Below are 17,318 nucleotides of genomic sequence, written 5' to 3' on the forward strand. Positions count from 1 at the left end.
CGTCAACCCTCTTCGCGCAGGCGCGGGGGAGTGGCGTTCTTGGGCTTGATGCCGAGCTTGTCGGCGTAGAACTCGCGGACGATGTCCATGTCGGAGCTGACGTCGTCGGAGGCGTGGAACGTGGGGCCGAATCCCATGGTCCGGGTCGGCGGGTCGAAGAAGGCGAGCGTGATCGGCAGCCCAGTCTCCCTCGACAGGCGCAGGAAGCCGGACTTCCAGTACTCGCCCTTGGACCGGGTGCCCTCCGCGGCGAGGATCAGCCGGAACGGCTCGCCCGATCCGGCCTCGTCGACCAGCTCGCGCACGACCGTCCCGGCGTTGTCGCGATCGAGCGGCACGCCGCCGAGCGCCGTGATGAGCCAGCCGAGCGGTCCCTTGAACAGCTGCTTCTTGACCAGCACCCGCGGGTGCGCGCCGCCGTGCCACATCACGAGCAGCATCGTGACGAAGTCCCAGTTGGACGTGTGGGGCGCGCCGACCAGGATTCCGGTCTGCGGCACCTCGCCCACCATGCGGTAACGCATCAGCCGGACGATCGTGCGGGCCAGTCGCTGACGAATCATGGACCAACCCTATGGCTATGCGGCACGGGGCTGTTGTCGGGTGAATCTGGCGTGGCGCCTGGGACGTCTGTCGGGGTCGATGCGTGGTGGCGGGATGATCTCGGGGATGCCGTCGGCGCCCATCCGCGCCTCCCATTCCCCTTCGTGGACCAGGAAGTGGTGGAAGTGGCACAGCAAGGCTGCGTTCTTGAGATCGGTCGGTCCGCCCTCGGACCAGAAGCTCAGGTGGTGGGCCTCGCACCAGGCCGGTGGCCGATCGCAGTCCGGGAACACGCAGCCCTTGTCACGCACGGCCAGCGCGAGGCGCTGGTGCCGGTCGTACAACCGCTTGGTCATGCCGTGGTCGATGACGCGGGTGCCGTTCTCCAGGTACATCGCCACGAGGTGCGCGTTGCAGGCCATCCGCTGCGCCTTGGTCGCTGACATCGTGGTGTCCGAGGTGTTGGTCGCGACGCCCTGCCCCGTCCGGAGATCGTCGACGTCGACCGTGACTGCCACCGTGGCAGCGAGACCACCTGCGACGGGGAGTGCCCCGGTGGGCAGGTGATCGATCAGCTCCACGAAAGCGTGGCCCATCTTTTGATCCCGTGGCAGCGCCAGCCAGTCATCGGCTCCTAGGCCGTGCCGGTCGGCGTTCTCCGCGGTCCGGCGCGGGGCGATGATCCCTTCGATCGCGGCTCGCAAGGTGTCGGCGTCCGCGTCGGGGATCGTGAACGCTCCGTGCGTCGTCCCGTCGCCGCGGCGACGCACCGACAGCTTGGTGGCGTCCCAGGCCTTTTGCTCCTGCTTGCGCAGCTGCTCCCCGAGATGCTCGTCCGCACCGTCGGGATCGATGACCTCCAGGACCCGGTTGGCCAGCCGCCGGAGGTCGTCCAGCGAGTACTGGCCAGCAAGCGCGATCAGGTGCGCCTCGGCATCGGCCCGCTCCTGGTCGCCGCACCAGTCAGGCAGCGCGTCGATCGCCTTCATGATCACGCCGGCCTGGTCGGTCGACAGGTCGCCTGACGCCCATGCCTTGCGCGTGGTCTCGGTGTCAGACGTGCTGACCCGCGCCATCGCGACCAGCTTGGCCGCCTCGCCCTTGCTGATCCCGGTGCTGTTCGCCAACCACGCGGCCGTCGAGGTCGCTCCCTCGTCCTTGGGCAGCCCCATGCCCTCGGCGCAACCAGCCACTCGCGACAGCGCCGCATCCAGGCACGTCCGCGCCCTCACGATTGACAGGGACACCTGCTTGACCTCGGCGCCGGTCAACGTCCACGGCTCGAGCGCAGCCAGATCATCACCCAGTGACAACAGCTGGTCGACGATCATCGGGGCCTCCAGAGCCGCTAGAACATATGTTCGATTCTAGTGCTCCTTCGCGTCTTCGGCAAGGGTGTTGGGGCAGATTTCTACTGATATTCCAGAGAGAATCGTGTCTGACGATTCGCCGACGATCGCCGGCCGGGGTGACCGGGACCACGTCGCCTACAGTTGCGGGCGACAACTGCCGGTCTACGATCGACCCCATGCCCATCCGCGGATCGCTCAAGCACCTGGTGCGCACCAAGGACGTCGACGACGTCATTCACCAGAACGACGACGATCCCTCCGGGGATGACCACCACACCCGGCTGAGCCGCCGACTGACGGTGTGGGACCTCATGGGATTCGGCATCGGCATCGTCATCGGTACGGGCATCTTCACCCTGACCGGCACCGCCGCGAAGGACAATGCCGGACCGGCGGTCATGATCTCGTTCCTCATCGCCGGCATCGTGGCGATGCTCGCGGCGCTCTGCTACGCCGAGCTGGCGGCCGCCGTCCCCACCGCCGGCAGCTCGTACACCTATGCGTACACGACGATCGGCGAGATCTTCGCCTGGATCATCGCCTGGGACCTGATCCTGGAGTTCGCGCTCGGCGCCGCGGTCGTGGCACGTGGCTGGTCGGGCTACCTGCAAGGTGTGTTCGACCTGCCGAGGGCGTTCTTCGGCGAGGACGACAGCGTGGTCAACCTCGGTGCGGTGTTCATCGTGCTCGTCCTGGGCGTCGTCGCCGCGATGGGCATCCGTGAGTCAAAGCTGGTGACCAACTCGCTGGTGGTCATCAAGGTCTCGATCTGCCTGTTCATCATCGCGGTCGGGCTGTTCTACGTGAACATGGACAACCAGAAGCCGTACATCCCCCCGAGTGAGAAGGTCGAGGGAGCCAGCGGGCTCAAGCAGCCCCTGTGGCAGTGGGTCACCGGCGTCGACCAGACGGCCTACGGCGTGACCGGCGTGCTGGTGGCGGCGGCGATCGTCTTCTTCGCCTACTCGGGCTTCGAGGCCGTCGCCAACCTCGGCGAGGAGACCAAGAACCCCGGCAAGGACATGCCACGCGGGCTCATCGGCACCCTGATCGTCTGCACCGTGCTCTACGTCGCCGTCTGCTTCGTGCTGACCGGCATGGTCAAGTACACCCGGCTGAGCACGGGTGAGCCGCTCGCCGACGCCTTCGACCAGGCGGGTCTCGGCTGGGCCAGCATCATCATCGGGACGGCTGCGGTCGCGGGCCTGACGTCGGTGATCCTGGTCGACATCGTCGCGATGGGCCGCATCGGCTTCGCGCTGTGCCGCGACGGGCTGCTCCCGCCGGCGATCGGCCGGATCCACCCGAAGTACCAGACCCCCGTCGTCATCACGGTCGGGACGACCGTCGCGGTCGCAGTCCTGGCCGCATTCGTGCCGCTCGCGGTGCTCGCCGAGATGGTGTCGATCGGCACCCTGTTCGCCTTCCTCGTCGTGTCGGTGGCCGTCGTCGTGCTCCGTCGCACCAAGCCGCGGATGAAGCGGCCCTTCCGCACCCCGCAGGTGCCGCTGCTCCCGGTCGTGTCGGGCGTGCTGTGCATCGCGCTGATGACCAACCTGGCCGTGGAGACCTGGCTGCGGTTCCTGGTGTGGCTCGCGCTCGGCCTGATCGTCTACCTGGCGTACGGCCGGCACCACTCCAAGCTGCACACGAAGATCCCTCTCGAGAGGGACGGCGCCGACCGGTGACCCCGCGCGGATAGTCTGTGACCATGCTCACTCGCGTACGTGCTGTCGTCCTCGCCGTGGCCGGCCTGTCGCTCGCCGCGTGCGGCAACGTCCACCCCGGCTCGGCCGCGGTCGTGGACGGGAAGACGATCTCGATGAAGACGCTCGACGAGACCGCGCAGGCGTACTGCACGCTCACCCTCAACGCGGCGCAGCAGCAGGGAGGTGCGGTCCAGGCGATCAGCAACGCCGACATCCGTCGTCAGGCGGTCGTGGCCCTCGCGACCTCGGTCGTGGCGGAGGACCTGGCCAAGCGGGAGGACCTCGACGTCAGGCCCAGTGCCTGGGAGGTCACGCCCAGCATGCGCGACCAGCTCGCCAAGGCGTTCCCCAACGCGAACGTCGACGAGCTCGCGAGGGCCATCGAGGAGGACAACAAGGTCTCGGTGATCGCGATCGCCCTGGCTGCCAAGCGGACCGGTCAGGCCCCGTCGGACGCCAATCAGCAGCAGCTGCTCCAGATCGGCCGCGACGAGATCACCAAGGCGTTCGCGGACGAGGACGTGAAGTTCGCGCCGCGCTTCGGCCTGAGTTCGTCCGGACAGGTCCGTGCGGACACCGGCTCGATCTCGGTGGCGCCGGTGGATCTCGAGGCCACGCCGGCCGAGGAGCTCCCGGACACGCAGCGCTGCTCCTGATGCAGATCCTGGTCCTCAGCCCGCGCGTCGCGCCGGGCATCCTCACGCTCGCGGCGTGGGACGCGCTGCGGGCGGCGACCGTCGTGCGCGCAGCCGAGGACGGACCGCACGTGCGGGCTGTCATCGCCTCCGGGGTGGCCGTCGAGGTCACGCCGGGGACGCCGTCGCTCGACCCGGGCACGGTGTGGATCGCCCCCGTGGGTGATGCCGCCTGGGCCCGAGCGGTTGCGGACGACCTGATGGGCGGCTCCGCACCGGACGAGGAGTCGGTCGAGGTGGTGTTCGGCTCGTACGACTTGCCGGGCTCGGCCCTGCTGGACGTCGTCGAGGTCATGGACCGGCTGCGGCGGGAGTGCCCGTGGACGAGCCGGCAGACGCACGCGAGCCTCAGCCACTACCTGCTGGAGGAGGCGCACGAGACGCTCGAGGCCCTCGACAGCGGCGACGGCGAGCACCTGCGCGAGGAGCTCGGCGATCTCCTGATGCAGATCGTGTTCCACGCGCGGATCGCGGCCGAGGAATCGGCCGAGGAGGGCGGCGGCTGGGACATCGACGACGTCGCGGCGGGCATCACGGCCAAGCTGATCCGTCGCAGCCCCCACGTCTTCGCGGACGGAGCGGCGAGCACGCCGGAGGAGGTCGACGCCGCCTGGCAGCGGCTCAAGGCCAGCGAGAAGCAGCGGTCCTCGCCCCTCGAGGGCGTCCCCGCGACGCTGCCCGCTTTGGCGTACGCCGACAAGATCATCGGTCGCCTGGGTGACGTCGACGTGTCGGGCGACGATCTCGGGTCGCGCCTGCTCGCGCTCGTGGCCGAGGCGCGTGCGCAGGGCCTGGACGCCGAGGAGACGCTGCGCCAGGCCGTGCGCCGGCTCGTCCAGGACCCCCGGGCGAGGCGGGTCGGAGTGCAGGCGCCGCGGGACTAGGCTGTCCACGCAGGTTCTTTCACTCAGAGGAGCGGTCTCTTGGCACGCATCGACGCCGTCGGCGCACGGGAAATTCTGGATTCACGGGGCAACCCGACCGTCGAGGTCGAAGTCGCCCTCGACGACGGCACGATCGGCCGCGCGGCGGTGCCCTCCGGCGCGTCGACCGGGGCCTTCGAGGCCGTCGAGCTCAGGGACGGCGGATCGCGCTACCTCGGCAAGGGCGTGCTCAAGGCCGTCGCGGGCGTCAACGACCGCATCGGCCCGGCCCTGGTGGGCTTCGACGCCGACGACCAGCGCGCGCTCGACCAGGCGATGCTGGACCTCGACGGCACGGCCAACAAGGCCACCCTCGGCGCCAACGCGATCCTCGGCGTCTCGCTGGCCACGGCCCGCGCCGCCGCCGAGTCGGCCAAGCTGCCGCTGTTCCGCTACGTCGGCGGCCCCAACGCCCACGTGCTGCCGGTGCCGATGATGAACATCCTCAACGGCGGCTCGCACGCGGACTCCAACGTGGACGTCCAGGAGTTCATGATCGCCCCGATCGGTGCCGAGTCGTTCTCCGAGGCGTTGCGTCACGGCGCCGAGGTCTACCACGCGCTGAAGTCGGTGCTCAACGAGCGCGGGCTCTCGACGGGCCTCGGCGACGAGGGCGGCTTCGCCCCCAACCTCGACTCCAACCGGGCCGCGCTCGAGCTCATCTCGGTCGCGATCGAGAAGGCCGGCCTGCGGGTCGGCACCGACATCGCGATGGCGCTCGACGTCGCCGCGTCGGAGTTCTTCACCGACGGCGCCTACGCGTTCGAGGGTGCGCAGAAGTCGGCCGAGGAGATGTCGGCCTACTACGCGCAGCTGGCCGCGGACTTCCCGATCGTCTCGATCGAGGACCCGCTGGACGAGGACGACTGGTCCGGGTGGGCGACGCTGACCGAGACGATCGGCGACGACGTCCAGATCGTCGGTGACGACCTGTTCGTCACGAACGTCGAGCGCCTGACCCGCGGCATCGAGGAGGGCGCGGCCAATGCGCTGCTCGTCAAGGTCAACCAGATCGGCTCGCTCACCGAGACGCTGGACTCCGTCGACCTCGCCCACCGTCACGGCTTCGCGTGCATGATGAGCCACCGCTCGGGCGAGACCGAGGACACCACGATCGCCGACCTCGCCGTCGCGACCAACTGTGGCCAGATCAAGACCGGCGCCCCGGCCCGGTCCGACCGGGTCGCGAAGTACAACCAGCTGCTCCGCATCGAGGAGCTCCTCGGCTCGTCGGCGACGTACGCCGGCGCGTCCGCGTTCCCGCGGCTGGCGCTCTGACCCATGGCCGCACGTTCACCTCGCGGTCCCGGTCGGCCGCCTCGTGGGGGAGCACCCACGGGGAAGCCGACCGGGCAGCGGGGTGCGCGTCCGGCCGACCGGCCCGAGTCGCCGTCGCGGCCGGGCATCTCCGCGGCGTCCGTGCCGCGGCTGACCACGCGCGCGATCGTGCTGCTCGCAGTCGTGCTGCTGCTGCTCGCGTCCTACACCTCGACGCTGCACGCGTGGTGGCAGCAGCGAGGCGAGATCCAGCAGACGCGCGCGCAGATCGCCTCGACCCGCGACGACATCGCCGAGCTCAAGGACCAGAAGCAACGTTGGAACGATCCCGCGTACGTCAAGCAGCAGGCCAAGGAACGCTTCGGCTGGGTCTCGCCCGGTGAGGTGGGCTATCGCGTGATCGGCAGCGACGGCAAGGTGCAGGGTGCGGACGTCCCGACCCTCGACGCCCCGCCCGAGGCCGAGCAGCCGCAGTGGTACGACAAGCTCTGGGGAAGCGTCAAGGAGTCCGGCAAGGACCCGAAGCCGCGCCCCACCACGACCCCCGACCCGGACAAGGTGCTGAAGGACCAGTGAACGTCGCCCAGACCGACCTCGATGCCGTCGCCGAGCAGCTCGGCCGCCCCCCGCGGGGCATTCTCGAGATCATGTCGCGCTGCCCCTCGGGGCACCCCAACGTCGTCAAGACCGAGCCGCGCCTCGACGACGGCACCCCGTTCCCGACGATGTTCTACCTCACGTGCCCGCGCCTCGCGGGCGAGATCGGCACGCTCGAGGCGTCGGGTCTCATGCGCGAGATGACCCAGCGCATCGCCGACGACCCAGAGCTCGCGGCGCACTACGCGCGCGCCCACGAGTCGTACCTCGCCGAGCGCGAGGCCCTCGGCCACGTCCCGGAGATCGCGGGCATCTCGGCCGGCGGCATGCCGACCCGCGTCAAGTGCCTGCACGTCCTGGTGGCCCACTCGCTCGCGAAGGGCCCCGGGGTCAACCCGCTGGGCGACGAGACGATCGAGCTGCTCGGCGCGTGGTGGGAAGGCACCCCGTGTGCCGCGGACTGGGTCGAGCCCGACCCCGATCCCGCCGCCGGCTGATCTGCACGTGCGCCCCTGCCCCATCCGGGTGAGGATGGGGGCAGTCGGGGGGCTGTGACCCCCGTCACGTCCCCGGGAGCGTCCATGAGCAGCAGCACGCCCAAGGTCCGCAAGGATCGCAGCCACTACCTCTACATCGGCGTGATCGTGGCGGTCGTCGCCGGCATCACCCTCGGCATCGTCGTCCCGGACTTCGCAGTCAAGCTGCAGCCCCTGGGTGACCTGTTCGTCAACCTGGTCAAGATGATGATCTCGCCGGTCATCTTCTGCACGATCGTCCTCGGGGTCGGTTCGGTCGCGAGCGCGGCGCAGGTCGGCAAGGTCGGCGGTCTCGCGCTCGGCTACTTCATCACGATGTCCACGTTCGCCCTGGCGATCGGCCTGGTCGTCGGCAACCTGATCAAGCCCGGCGAGGGCCTGAACCTCACTGACGAGCTGCGGTCCGCAGGCTCCGAGCAGGTGGGGGAGAAGGAGAGCGGCTGGGACTTCGTCCTCGGCATCGTCCCCGACACCCTGGTCTCGGCCCTGACGTCCGGCGAGGTCCTGCAGACCCTCTTCGTCGCGCTGCTGTTCGGCTTCGCGCTGCAGGCCATGGGCTCGGCCGGCCAACCCGTCCTCACGGGCATCGAGCACATCCAGAGGGTCGTGTTCCGGATCCTCGCGATGATCATGTGGCTCGCGCCGATCGGCGCCTTCGGTGCGATGGCGGCGGTCGTCGGGGCCACGGGCGTGGACGCGCTCAAGAGCCTCGCCATGGTGATGATCGCGTTCTACATCACCTGCGTCCTGTTCGTCTTCGGCATCCTCGGGACGCTGCTGCGGGTCGCCTCCGGCGTCAGCGTGTTCTCCCTGCTCAGGTATCTCGGCCGCGAGTTCCTGCTGATCGTCTCGACGTCGTCCTCGGAGTCTGCGCTCCCGCGGCTGATCGCCAAGATGGAGCATGCGGGCGTCGACCGCACGACGGTCGGGGTCGTGGTGCCGACCGGCTACTCGTTCAACCTCGACGGCACCGCGATCTACCTCACGATGGCCTCGCTGTTCGTGGCGGAGGCGATGGGTGACCCGCTGTCGATCGGCGAGCAGATCTCGCTGCTGATCTTCATGATTATCGCCTCGAAGGGAGCCGCCGGCGTCTCGGGCGCGGGCCTGGCCACCCTGGCCGGCGGCCTCAACTCCCACCGACCCGACCTGGTCGAGGGCGTCGGCCTGATCGTCGGGATCGACCGGTTCATGTCCGAGGCGCGGGCTCTGACGAACTTCGCGGGCAACAGCATCGCGACCGTGCTCGTGGGTCACTGGACCGGCTCGCTCGACCGGGCCCAGCTCGATGCCGTGCTGGCGGGGGAACGGCCCTTCGACGAGGCGACGATGCTGGACTCACCGGACGAGGAGGAGCAGCGCGAGGTGACGCCTGCCTGACGCCTCCCGCGGCAGCCGATACGATCATCGCCATGCCTGCCGACTCCCGTCGCCGCGTTGCGGCGATCGACTGTGGCACCAACTCCATCCGCCTCCTGGTCAGCGACATCGACGGGGAGACCAAGACCGACCTGCTGCGCGAGATGCGCGTCGTCAGGCTGGGGGAGGGAGTGGACCGCACAGGGCACCTCGCCGACGAGGCCGTCGCGCGTACGCTGCAGGCCACGCGCGAGTACGCCGAGCTCATCGCGATGTTCGGCGTCTCGGACATCAGGTTCTGTGCGACGTCCGCGATGCGCGACGCCGACAACGGTGCCGAGCTCGAGGACGCGGTCGAGGGCATCCTCGGCGTACGACCGGTGGTGCTCGCGGGTGTCGACGAGGCCCGCGCGTCCTTCCTCGGGGCGACCCGCGACCTGGAGCAGGTGCGGACCCTCGTGGTGGACATCGGGGGTGGATCGACCGAGCTCGTGGTCGGCACGGCCGACGAGATCGAGTGGTCGGTGTCGCTCGACGTGGGATCCGTGCGGCTGACCGAGCGGTTCCTCGCAGGTGACCCCGCACGCGTCAACGAGGTCGCCGACTGCATGACCCACCTCGACGACGTCTTCCGTCCCGTGCTCGCGGGCCTCGCCCCGATCAGCTCGTTCGTGGGGGTGGCCGGCACCATCACGACCGTCGCCGCGCACTCGCTGGGCCTGCCGTCGTACGACTCGGCGATCATTCACGGCGCGAAGCTGGCCCTGGAGGACGTGCAGGCCGCGTGCCTGTCGCTCGTCGGCATGTCCGTCGCGGACCGGCGCGCCCTGCCGTTCATGCACCCGGGCCGAGCCGACGTCATCGGCGGCGGCGCACTGATCCTGGACCGACTGATCGAGCTGCTGCCCCTGGAGACCGACACGCTGGTGGTCAGCGAGCACGACATCCTCGACGGCATCGCGTGGGACATGGTCTCCTGACGGGTGCTCGGCTGCGGATGCGGCGGCGCTGAGCCATGATGACTCCATGAGGCTGAGCGACGCGTCGTTGGCAGACCTGCCACCTGAGGTCGCGAGGCCGACCTACGAGCGTTCGGCGGTGTCGCCGGGAATCGTGCACGTGGGGGTCGGCGGGTTCCACCGCTCGCACCAGGCGGTCTACGTCGACCGGCTCCTCGAGGCCGGCGCGACGGAATGGGGCATCTGTGGCGTGGGTCTGCTCCCGCCGGACCGGGAGATGCAGGCGGCGCTCGCGGCGCAGGACCACCTCTACACCGTGGTGGAGCGACACCCCGACGGCGACGTGCAGGCGCGCGTCATCGGCTCGATCGTGGACTTCCTGTACGCGCCCGACGACACCGAGGCCGTCATCGAGAAGATGGCGGCAGAGGCGACCCGCATCGTGTCGCTGACGATCACCGAGGGCGGCTACAACCTGATCGGCGGGGACGGGGAGTTCGACGCCGACGCCCCGGCGGTCACGGCGGATCTCGAGCCGGGTGCGACGCCCGCGACGGTGTTCGGCATCGTCGCCGAGGCGCTCGACCGCCGTCGCCGGCGCGGTCTGGAGCCGTTCACGGTCGTCTCGTGCGACAACATCGAGGCCAACGGAGCCGTGGCCCGTCGGGCGATCCAGGGTTTCGCGGCTCTGCGTAATGACGAGCTGGCCGCGTGGATCGAGCAGCGCGTCGCCTTTCCCCACAGCATGGTCGACCGCATCACCCCGGTGACGACCGATGCGGACCGCGAGTTCCTGGCGGAGCGGTTCGGCATCGACGACGCGCGTCCGGTGACCTGCGAGCCCTACCTCCAGTGGGTCATCAGCGACGAGTTCAGCGCCGGCCGGCCCGACCTCGAGGGCGTCGGGGTGACCGTGGTCGACGACGTCCGCCCCCACGAGCTCATGAAGCTGCGTCTGCTGAACGCGAGCCACCAGGTCATGGGCTACCTCGGATCGCTCGCCGGGCTGACTTACGTCCACGACGCCGCCCACGACGATGACTTCGCGGCGCTGGTCGAGGGCTACATGGAGCACGAGGGACAGCCGACCCTCGAACCCGTGCCCGACGTCGACTTCGCCGCCTACCGGGCCACGCTCATGCAGCGGTTCGGCAACGCCCACATCGCCGACACGCTGGCCCGTCAGTGCGTCGACGGATCGGAGCGGCTGCCCAAGTTCCTGCTTCCCGTCCTGCGTGCCCAGCTCGCGGCGGGCGGCGAGATCGACCGCGCGGTGCTGGCCCTCGCGGGGTGGGCGCGCTACGCCGAGGGCGTCGACGACGAAGGCCGGCCGCTGGAGCTCGTCGACGTCCGGCACGACGAGATCACCACGGCGGCCGCGAGACAGGACGGCGATCCCGCCGCGATGCTGTCGCTCTCGATGTTCGAGGGCGTCCGGGACGACGAGCGGTTCGTGACCGTGTACGTGACGGCGATGCAGGGGCTGCGCGACCACGGAGCCCGGGCCTCGGTCAGGGAGCTCGGGGACCCCCTGCTGTCGCACGGACGCTGATGGTCCGGCGTCGGGCGCGGCGCTGGACTAGCCCCCGGTCGAGCGGCGGACGACGAGCTGCGGCTTGAGCGTGACGTGCTGGACCTTCGAGCCCGCGGGGTCGGCGATGACGCCGATCAGCGTCCTCGCGGCGACCGAGCCCATGTCGTGTGCCGGCTGACGCACCGACGACAGCGGGATGGCCGCCGACGCGGCGAAGTCGATGTCGTCGTAGCCGATGATCGCGATGTCGTCCGGCACGCGTAGCCCGGCGAGCGTCAGCGCCTGCAGCACGCCGAGGGCGATGAGGTCGTTGGCTGCGAAGACCGCATCGGGACGCTGCTTGGCGGGCAGCGCGAGGAGCTGCTCGACGCCGGCGCGACCCGCCTCGGCGTTCATGGCATCGGTCTCCACGAACGTGAGCTCGGCGGCACCACCGTGCTGCTCGACGGCGAGCCGGGCGGCAGCGAGACGGGTCTTGACCTGGGTGATCTTGGCCGGCCCGCCGATGAACACGATGCGCTCGCGGCCCGTCGCCAGCAGGTGCTCGGTCGCGATGCGACCGCCCATCTTGTCGTCGAGGGCGACCGAGGAGAACTCCTTCGCGCGGGTCATGCGGTCGACCAGCACGACGCTCGTCCCACGGTCGCGCAGTCGCCGCAGCCGGTCCAGGACGTCACCGACCGGCGTGATGAGCACGCCGTCCATGCGCTGCTGCTCGAACAGGTCGAGGTAGTTGGTCTCGCGAGCGGGCTGCTGGGCGCTGTTGCCGAGGATGAGCGGGCGCTGCTGGTCGAGCAGGACGTCCTCCACGCCACGCGCGACGTCGGTGAAGAACGGGTTGCCGATGTCGAGCACGATCATGCCGATCGCGCGGTTGGTGCCGGCCCGGAGCTGCCGCGCTGCATCGTTGCGGATGTAGCCCAGCTCGTCGATGGCCGCCTGGATGCGGGCGAACGTGTCGGGGGAGACCTTCGACGGGTGATTCAGCGCATTGGACACCGTCGCGGGGGACACGCCGGCCAGAGCGGCGACGTCACGCACCTGGGCCACGGGCATGTCGAGGAGGTTAACACGATTTAACCAAACGGGTTGACGAACCCGCGATTGCCGACCTACAGTCTCGGAGTTGTACATTAAAACGATTCAAAGACGCCGTACAGATCACGGAGATCACATGAACACGAGCGGTCCTGTCGCTCTGCAGCTCCAGCAGGTGCGCAAGTCCTTCGGGCCCGTCGCCGCGCTGCGATCGGGCAGTCTGACGGTGCACTCGGGGTCGATCCACGCCCTGGTGGGCGAGAACGGCGCCGGCAAGTCGACCCTGGTCAAGATCATCGCGGGGCTCTACCAGCGCGACGGTGGCGAGTTCCTGCTGCACGGCAAGAGCGTCGACTTCTCCTCGACCGCCGCGTCGAAGGACGCCGGCATCGCCGTCATCTACCAGGAGCCCACGCTCTTCCCCGACCTGTCGGTCACCGAGAACCTGTTCATGGGCCGTCAGCCGCTCGGCGCGGGTCGTCGCATCGACCGCAAGGCGATGCACGCCGAGGCGCAGCGGCTGTTCCAGCGACTCGGCGTCAACCTGGACCCGCGGCGCCTGGCCGAGGGCCTGTCGATCGCGGACCAGCAGATCATCGAGATCGCCAAGGCCATCTCCCTGGACGCCAGCGTCCTGATCATGGACGAGCCGACGGCCGCCCTGAGCGGTGTCGAGGTCGACCGGCTGTTCGCGGTCGCGCGCAGCCTGCGCGACGAGGGACGTGCCCTCGTGTTCATCTCGCACCGCTTCGAGGAGGTCTTCGCGCTGTGCGACATGGTCACGGTCATGCGTGACGGCGAGTACATCTCGACCGACCCGATCGCCGAGACCACCAGCGGGGAGATCGTCGCCAAGATGGTCGGCCGCGAGGTCGGCGACCTGTTCCCCAAGACGCCCGCCGAGATCGGCGACCCGGTGCTGCAGGTCAGCAACCTCGAGCGCGCCGGCGTGTTCCACGACGTCAGCTTCGAGGTCCGCTCGGGTGAGATCGTCGCACTGGCCGGCCTGGTCGGGGCTGGGCGCAGCGAGATCGCCCGCGCGGTCTTCGGCGTCGACGCGTACGACTCCGGCACCGTCGTCCTCGGCGGCACGCCCGTCCCGGCGCGCAACCCGCGGGCCGCGATCCGCCTCGGCATGGCCTTCGTCCCCGAGGACCGTCGCCAGCAGGGACTCGTCGTCGACGCGTCCGTCGCGCACAACGTCGCGGCCGTGATCCGGGGCAAGCTCGCGAAGCTCGGGATCCTCACGCGTGCCGCGGAGAACAAGGCTGCCGCGCCCTGGGCCGGACGGCTCGAGGTCAAGACCAACGCGCTCAGCATGAACGCCGCGACGATGAGCGGTGGCAACCAGCAGAAGGTCGTCATCGCCAAGTGGCTCGCGACGGATCCCCAGCTGCTGATCATCGACGAGCCGACCCGCGGCATCGACGTGGGCACCAAGTCCGAGGTCCACCGTCTCCTCTCCGAGCTGGCCGGCCAAGGCATGGCGATCCTCATGATCTCCTCCGAGCTGCCCGAGGTGCTGGGCATGGCCGACCGCGTCCTCGTCGTCAACGAGGGACGCATCACCGCAGACATCGACCGCGCGGACGCGACGCCCGAGAGCGTCATGACCGCCGCCACGAACGCTGGAGTCCCCGCATGACCGACACCCTCGTCGCCCCGAGCAGGAAGTCGTCCGCCCAGCGGTTCGTCTCGACGCTCCTCACCTCTCGCGAGTCAGCCATCGCGCTGGTGCTCGTGCTGGTCGTGCTCGCCGCGACGTCGCAGCGCCAGTCGTTCCTGTTCAGCAGCGACAGCTGGCGTGACCTGCTGCTGGCCCCGGCGATCCTGCTCCTGCTGGCGGTCGGCCAGTCGGTGGTCATCATCACCCGCAACATCGACCTCTCGGTCGGCTCGACGCTGGCACTCACCGCATACCTGACGGGCCGGCTCTTCGTCGACAACCCGGGCATCCCGATCGTGCTGGTGTTCGTCATCGGCATCGCCGTCGGCGCCGGGCTCGGACTGATCAACGGTCTGCTCGTGGCGTTCGGAAGGGTCCCCGCGCTGGTCATCACCCTCGGGACGCTCTACATCTACCGCGGCGTGGTCCTCGAGTGGGCCGGCAGCAACCGCATCAACGCCTCCGACATGCCGTCGGGATTCCTGTCCCTCGGCACCAAGTCGATCCTTTCCATCCCGGTGCTCACGATCATCGCCGTCGTGGTGCTGGTCGCGGTGGGCTACTACCTGCGGACCACCCGCGGCGGGCGTGAGCTCTACGCGATCGGGTCCGATCCTGATGCCGCCCACCTCTACGGCCTGAAGGTGCGCCGTCGCGTCGCCGGTGCGTTCGTCCTGTGCGGCGCCCTGGCCGGTCTCGCCGGCGTGCTGTTCGCGGCCCGCTACGGCACGGTCGCCTCCAACGCCGGCAGCGGCATCGAGCTGCAGGCGATCGGCGCGGCCGTGATCGGCGGCGTCGCGATCTTCGGCGGCAGCGGATCGGTCTGGGGCGCCGCCATCGGAGCCTGGCTGCTCATCACGATCAACCGTGCTCTGCCCATCATCGGCGTGCAGGACTTCTGGCAGCAGGCCGTCGTCGGCGTGCTCATCATCGGCGCGATCGTCCTGGACCGGCTCCTCGCCGTCCGTAGATCGCGCAAGCTCATCGAGGCGAGGGACGCATCATGACCACCACCACAGACCCCGCGACCACGACCAGGCGCACGTACGCGTCCTATGCCAAGCCGTTGTGGCAGCGCGTCATCCTGACCCGCGAGTTCGCCGTCATCGCGCTGCTGCTCGTCGTGTTCTTCTACTCGCGCAGCGAGGTCCCGGCCTTCGACGGCCCGCTGACGGTCTACTACCTGCTGCTCGACCTCGCACCGATCCTGCTCATCGCCCTGCCCATGACGCTCATCATCATCACGGGGGAGATCGACCTGTCGGTCGCCAGCGTGGTCGGGCTCAGCAGCGTCCTGGTCGGCGACCTGCACCAGAGCGGCTGGTCGATCCCGTCGGCTGCGCTCGTGGCGATCGCGGTCGGCATCGTGTGCGGGGCGTTCAACGGCTTCCTCATCGCGTACGTCGGGCTGCCCTCCCTGGCCGTGACGATCGGCACGCTCGCGCTCTACCGCGGTCTCGCGGTCGGCCTGCTCGGCACCACGGCCGTGACCGACTTCCCCGAGAAGTGGACTGATCTGGCCAAGGACCGGATCGGCGACAGCAGCTATCCGGTCATCATGATCCCGTTCCTGGTGCTGGCGATCTTCTTCATCGTGCTCCTGCACTTCACCTCGTTCGGCCGGGGGATCTTCGACATCGGCCTGAACGACGAGGCCGCCCACTTCACCGGCGTCAACGTGGCCCGCACCAAGTTCTTGCTGTTCGTGATGGCCGGAGCGGTCGCCGCGTTCGCAGGTGTCTACTTCACGTTGCGGTTCGGCAGTGCGCGTGGCGACAACGCGACCGGCATGGAGATGCGCGTCATCGCGGCGGTCCTGCTCGGCGGCGTGTCCATCTTCGGCGGACGGGGGGCGCTGCACGGCGTCATCCCCGGCGTCCTGCTGATCGGTGTCATCTCCAGCGCACTGCGTCTGGAGGACGTCACCGACAACATCATCAACATCATCATCGGCTTGCTCCTCGTGATCTCCGTGATGTCCACCAGCTTCCTGTCCGCGGTCTCTCGGGCGACGACAGGGATCAAGAAGCGGGGCGGCTCTCGCCCCGATGAGCGCCAGCAGCTGGCGTCAGCTCACACCGAAGGGAAGAACGAATGAAGTTCAACAAGAAGCGGGCCAGCGCCCTGACGGCACTGGTTGCCAGCGCTGCGCTCACGCTCTCCGCGTGCGGCGGCAGCGACAGCAGCGAGGGCAGTGGAAGCGGCACGGACGGCAAGTCCGTCTCGGTCACCTTCTTGCCCAAGAACCTGGGCAACCCGTACTTCGATACCAGCGACAAGGGCGGCAAGACCGCCGTCAAGGAGTTCGGCGGCAAGTTCTCCGAGGTCGGCCCGCAGGAGGCCAGCCCCGACGCGCAGGTCCCGTTCATCAACACCGCGGCGCAGCAGGGCGTCAACGCGCTCGTCGTCTCGGCCAACGACCCCAAGGCCATCGGTGACGCACTGGAGGAGGCTCGCGACGCGGGCACCAAGGTCGTCACGTTCGACTCCGACGTCGAGCCGGAGTACCGCGACCTGTTCATCAACCAGGCCAGCGCCGAGGGCATCGCCAAGGTGCAGGTCAAGATGATCGCCGAGCAGATCGGTGGCAAGGGCCAGATCGCGATCCTGTCGGCCGCGGCCAACGCGACCAACCAGAACACGTGGATCGACCTCATGAAGAAGGACCTCGAGGCCAACCACCCCGACATCGAGCTCGTCGACACGGTCTACGGCAACGATGACGACCAGACGTCGTTCGACAAGACGTCGGCGCTGCTGCAGAAGTACCCGAAGCTCAAGGGCATCGTCTCGCCCACGACCGTCGGCATCGCCGCGGCCGCGCGCTACGTGTCCGACTCGGACTACAAGGGCAAGGTCAAGGTCACGGGCCTCGGCACGCCGAACCAGATGCGTGAGTACGTCGAGAACGGCACCGTCGACGCGTTCGCGCTGTGGAACCCCGAGGACCTCGGCTACCTGGCGGCGTTCGCGGCCAAGGCGCTCGTCGACGGCGACATCTCGGGCAAGGAGGGTGACAAGTTCACCGCCGGCAAGCTCGGTGACTACACCGTCGGCAAGGACGGCGTCGTCGTGCTGGGCGACCCGTTCGAGTTCACCAAGGACAACATCGGCGACTTCGACTTCTGA

At 69.1% G+C, this 17,318-nt stretch carries 16 protein-coding genes; 13 read left to right on the plus strand and 3 right to left on the minus strand.

What is annotated here, in order from left to right:
• Window positions 1-2: 2 nt before the first annotated feature.
• Window positions 3-563, minus strand: a complete 561-nt coding sequence (locus tag GEV27_RS04860; protein WP_153910189.1) for a 1-acyl-sn-glycerol-3-phosphate acyltransferase — start codon at window positions 561-563, stop codon at window positions 3-5.
• 15 nt (window positions 564-578) lie between these two features.
• Complete coding sequence (locus tag GEV27_RS04865; protein WP_153933587.1) at window positions 579-1,874, minus strand: HNH endonuclease signature motif containing protein; 1,296 nt, start codon at window positions 1,872-1,874, stop codon at window positions 579-581.
• A 197-nt stretch (window positions 1,875-2,071) separates the two neighbouring features.
• Here GEV27_RS04865 and GEV27_RS04870 point away from each other — a divergent pair, with 197 nt between their 5' ends.
• The 9 genes from GEV27_RS04870 to GEV27_RS04910 all read left to right on the plus strand — a co-directional run bounded on the left by GEV27_RS04870 (window position 2,072) and on the right by GEV27_RS04910 (window position 11,503).
• On the plus strand, window positions 2,072-3,583 hold the full coding sequence (locus GEV27_RS04870; protein WP_153653901.1) for an APC family permease: 1,512 nt from the start codon (window positions 2,072-2,074) through the stop codon (window positions 3,581-3,583).
• A gap of 23 nt (window positions 3,584-3,606) precedes the next feature.
• The gene (locus GEV27_RS04875) at window positions 3,607-4,260 is read left to right on the plus strand and encodes a hypothetical protein (RefSeq protein ID WP_153933588.1); all 654 of its coding nucleotides are present in this window, start codon (window positions 3,607-3,609) and stop codon (window positions 4,258-4,260) included.
• Complete coding sequence (locus tag GEV27_RS04880; protein ID WP_153933589.1) at window positions 4,260-5,183, plus strand: MazG family protein; 924 nt, start codon at window positions 4,260-4,262, stop codon at window positions 5,181-5,183. The genes GEV27_RS04875 and GEV27_RS04880 overlap by 1 nt, the downstream gene beginning before the upstream one ends.
• A 39-nt stretch (window positions 5,184-5,222) precedes the next feature.
• Window positions 5,223-6,500, plus strand: a complete 1,278-nt coding sequence (eno, locus tag GEV27_RS04885; protein ID WP_153653895.1) for a phosphopyruvate hydratase — start codon at window positions 5,223-5,225, stop codon at window positions 6,498-6,500.
• A 141-nt stretch (window positions 6,501-6,641) separates the two neighbouring features.
• Window positions 6,642-7,076: a septum formation initiator family protein gene (locus tag GEV27_RS04890; RefSeq protein ID WP_194944130.1), complete on the plus strand. Its 435-nt coding sequence runs from the start codon at window positions 6,642-6,644 to the stop codon at window positions 7,074-7,076.
• Window positions 7,073-7,594 (plus strand): DUF501 domain-containing protein, encoded by a 522-nt coding sequence (locus GEV27_RS04895; protein WP_309222035.1) that lies wholly within the window; start codon window positions 7,073-7,075, stop codon window positions 7,592-7,594. The genes GEV27_RS04890 and GEV27_RS04895 overlap by 4 nt, the downstream gene beginning before the upstream one ends.
• Before the next feature lie 84 nt (window positions 7,595-7,678).
• Window positions 7,679-9,013 carry a cation:dicarboxylate symporter family transporter gene (locus tag GEV27_RS04900; RefSeq protein ID WP_153933590.1) on the plus strand — a complete coding sequence of 445 codons (1,335 nt, stop codon included), beginning with the start codon at window positions 7,679-7,681 and terminating at the stop codon, window positions 9,011-9,013.
• A 32-nt stretch (window positions 9,014-9,045) separates the two neighbouring features.
• Complete coding sequence (locus tag GEV27_RS04905) at window positions 9,046-9,972, plus strand: Ppx/GppA phosphatase family protein (RefSeq protein ID WP_153933591.1); 927 nt, start codon at window positions 9,046-9,048, stop codon at window positions 9,970-9,972.
• Window positions 9,973-10,018: 46 nt separating this feature from the next.
• Window positions 10,019-11,503, plus strand: coding sequence for a mannitol dehydrogenase family protein (locus GEV27_RS04910; protein WP_153933592.1), 1,485 nt, complete (start codon window positions 10,019-10,021; stop codon window positions 11,501-11,503).
• 27 nt (window positions 11,504-11,530) lie between these two features.
• Here the strand turns inward: GEV27_RS04910 and GEV27_RS04915 are convergent, their stop codons facing one another.
• Window positions 11,531-12,541, minus strand: coding sequence for a LacI family DNA-binding transcriptional regulator (locus GEV27_RS04915; protein WP_153910198.1), 1,011 nt, complete (start codon window positions 12,539-12,541; stop codon window positions 11,531-11,533).
• Between the two features lie 118 nt (window positions 12,542-12,659).
• On the opposite strand from GEV27_RS04915, the gene GEV27_RS04920 reads away from it, so the two are divergent.
• Genes GEV27_RS04920 through rhaS form a run of 4 tightly spaced genes read left to right on the plus strand, consistent with a single transcriptional unit; the run spans window position 12,660 to window position 17,318 of the window.
• A complete protein-coding gene (locus GEV27_RS04920) occupies window positions 12,660-14,168 on the plus strand; it encodes a sugar ABC transporter ATP-binding protein (protein WP_153933593.1) in 1,509 nt (502 codons plus the stop codon).
• Entirely contained in the window at window positions 14,165-15,196 is a 1,032-nt protein-coding gene (locus GEV27_RS04925; RefSeq protein ID WP_153653884.1) for an ABC transporter permease, read from the plus strand. The genes GEV27_RS04920 and GEV27_RS04925 overlap by 4 nt, the downstream gene beginning before the upstream one ends.
• Window positions 15,193-16,287, plus strand: coding sequence for an ABC transporter permease (locus tag GEV27_RS04930; RefSeq protein WP_153653883.1), 1,095 nt, complete (start codon window positions 15,193-15,195; stop codon window positions 16,285-16,287). Before GEV27_RS04925 ends, GEV27_RS04930 begins: the two co-directional genes overlap by 4 nt.
• Window positions 16,284-17,318 carry a rhamnose ABC transporter substrate-binding protein gene (rhaS, locus tag GEV27_RS04935; RefSeq protein WP_153933594.1) on the plus strand — a complete coding sequence of 345 codons (1,035 nt, stop codon included), beginning with the start codon at window positions 16,284-16,286 and terminating at the stop codon, window positions 17,316-17,318. Before GEV27_RS04930 ends, rhaS begins: the two co-directional genes overlap by 4 nt.

The organism is Aeromicrobium sp. S22, assembly GCF_009661045.1.
GTDB lineage: Bacteria > Actinomycetota > Actinomycetes > Propionibacteriales > Nocardioidaceae > Aeromicrobium > Aeromicrobium yanjiei.

What these genes read in the sequence shown, in the direction of transcription:
- GEV27_RS04860 (WP_153910189.1), bottom strand. Translation starts at nt 563, where the DNA reads ATGATTCGTCAGCGACTGGCCCGCACGATCGTCCGGCTGATGCGTTAC.
- GEV27_RS04865 (WP_153933587.1), bottom strand. Translation starts at nt 1,874, where the DNA reads ATGATCGTCGACCAGCTGTTGTCACTGGGTGATGATCTGGCTGCGCTC.
- GEV27_RS04870 (WP_153653901.1), top strand. Translation starts at nt 2,072, where the DNA reads ATGCCCATCCGCGGATCGCTCAAGCACCTGGTGCGCACCAAGGACGTC.
- GEV27_RS04875 (WP_153933588.1), top strand. Translation starts at nt 3,607, where the DNA reads ATGCTCACTCGCGTACGTGCTGTCGTCCTCGCCGTGGCCGGCCTGTCG.
- GEV27_RS04880 (WP_153933589.1), top strand. Translation starts at nt 4,260, where the DNA reads ATGCAGATCCTGGTCCTCAGCCCGCGCGTCGCGCCGGGCATCCTCACG.
- GEV27_RS04900 (WP_153933590.1), top strand. Translation starts at nt 7,679, where the DNA reads ATGAGCAGCAGCACGCCCAAGGTCCGCAAGGATCGCAGCCACTACCTC.
- GEV27_RS04905 (WP_153933591.1), top strand. Translation starts at nt 9,046, where the DNA reads ATGCCTGCCGACTCCCGTCGCCGCGTTGCGGCGATCGACTGTGGCACC.
- GEV27_RS04910 (WP_153933592.1), top strand. Translation starts at nt 10,019, where the DNA reads ATGAGGCTGAGCGACGCGTCGTTGGCAGACCTGCCACCTGAGGTCGCG.
- GEV27_RS04915 (WP_153910198.1), bottom strand. Translation starts at nt 12,541, where the DNA reads ATGCCCGTGGCCCAGGTGCGTGACGTCGCCGCTCTGGCCGGCGTGTCC.
- GEV27_RS04920 (WP_153933593.1), top strand. Translation starts at nt 12,660, where the DNA reads ATGAACACGAGCGGTCCTGTCGCTCTGCAGCTCCAGCAGGTGCGCAAG.
- GEV27_RS04925 (WP_153653884.1), top strand. Translation starts at nt 14,165, where the DNA reads ATGACCGACACCCTCGTCGCCCCGAGCAGGAAGTCGTCCGCCCAGCGG.
- GEV27_RS04930 (WP_153653883.1), top strand. Translation starts at nt 15,193, where the DNA reads ATGACCACCACCACAGACCCCGCGACCACGACCAGGCGCACGTACGCG.
- rhaS (WP_153933594.1), top strand. Translation starts at nt 16,284, where the DNA reads ATGAAGTTCAACAAGAAGCGGGCCAGCGCCCTGACGGCACTGGTTGCC.